Here is a 1441-nt window from a genome sequence, read left to right as displayed (position 1 = left end):
CTTGTAGCCGCTGGCGTAGCCTGCGATCGGCTGCGCAGCAGACGCATGGGGGCCTTGAGATTGTTGAAGGTCCTGCGGCCCTTATCGCAGCCTCGTGCCTCGACAGCGGCTACAAAAGCCGATCATTTGTAGCCGCTGGCGTAGCCTGCGATCGGCTGCGCAGCAGTCGTTTGGGCCTTGAGATTGCTGAAGTTCCTGCGGCCCTTATCGCAGCCTCGTGCCTCGCCAGCGGGGGTTTACAGCGCTCGGACTCGCCGGGCCTTGAGCCCGGCGAGCAACGAGGGTACCAGCGCCACCATCGCCGACCCCAGCACCACCAACACCGCCCCGCCATAACCCAGGGCATTGACTTGCTCGGCGTGCACATACTCGGGCCACAGCCACGCTGCCACCGCCACCGCGGCAAAGGTCACCAGGGGCGTCATCGCCAGGGTCGCGCTGACTCGTGATGCTTCCCAATGGGCCAGGGCCTCGGCAAACGCACCGTAGGCAATCAATGTGTTCAGGCAGCAAGCAAGCAACAACCATCCTTGCAGCGGGGTCAATTGCAGCGCTTGCAGAGGATGGGCCCACGGCGTCAGCAACACGGCGCATGACAGGTAGATCACCATCATCACCTGTAATGAATTCCACACCGTCAGCAATTGCTTCTGACCCAAGGCATAGAAGGTCCAGATGGTAGTCGCAAGCAGGATGGTCAGCACTCCGGCGGTGTAGTTTCCCAGGGACGTCAGCAGTTCCAGCAGGCGCTGATTGAAGAACAACCCAAAGCCGAAAATCAGCACCAGCAGGCCCAAGCCCTGCCCCAGGCTGAAGCGCTCCTTGAAAATAAACACACTGGCGATCATCAGAAAGATCGGCCCCATTTGTACCACCAACTGTGCGGTGCCGGGGCTGAGCAGTTTCAGCCCCACCAGGTACAGCACATAGTTGCCCACCAGGCCACATACGGCCATCGCTACCAACCAGCCGCCGCGTGGTCCCAGTTCTCGAGGGTTGGGTAGGCGCTTGACGGCGGCGAGGTAAACGAACAGGCAAAGGCCGGAGACTGTCAGGCGAAACCAGGTGACGGTGATCGGGTCCATCACCTGCAGAACCTGTTTGAGCTTGATGGGCAGAATGCCCCAGAGCAGCGCGGTCAACAGAGCCAGGGATAAACCGTAGACCCAGCGACCGGAAGAGATGTGCATGTGTGCCCCGGATACCAGAGAAAGAGAGGTCGCATTCTGGGGGATGTCACGGTACTTGGGTAGCGGGTGATGGGCATGGGTATTTGGGGGTGGGTATTGGGGGGTGGGTTGGAGTACATATCCGTTGCTGCGGTCAGGGCGGCTATTGGTTTCGCTTTTACAGCGACTCACTTTCGAAAAGCGCGAAAGTAAGCAAAGCGCTCTTGCCCCACCACTTGGTACCTCGCCCAGGCTCGGCATGCCCTCTCTCC

General features: G+C 60.3%; 1 protein-coding gene. It reads right to left on the bottom strand.

Annotated features, from left to right (window positions below; genetic code table 11):
* Positions 1 to 236: 236 nt before the first annotated feature.
* Complete coding sequence (locus GIR22_RS25770) at positions 237 to 1190, bottom strand: DMT family transporter (protein ID WP_154746089.1); 954 nt, start codon at positions 1188 to 1190, stop codon at positions 237 to 239.
* Positions 1191 to 1441 lie beyond the last annotated feature (251 nt).

The organism is Pseudomonas karstica (assembly GCF_009707515.1).
Classification (GTDB): Bacteria; Pseudomonadota; Gammaproteobacteria; order Pseudomonadales; family Pseudomonadaceae; genus Aquipseudomonas; species Aquipseudomonas karstica.
Note: the sequence above shows the minus strand (reverse complement) of the source record. Positions and strands in the feature narration are given on the sequence as shown.

Excerpts from the sequence above, each read along its gene's own strand:
- GIR22_RS25770 (WP_154746089.1), bottom strand. The coding sequence starts at position 1,190 with ATGCACATCTCTTCCGGTCGCTGGGTCTACGGTTTATCCCTGGCTCTG.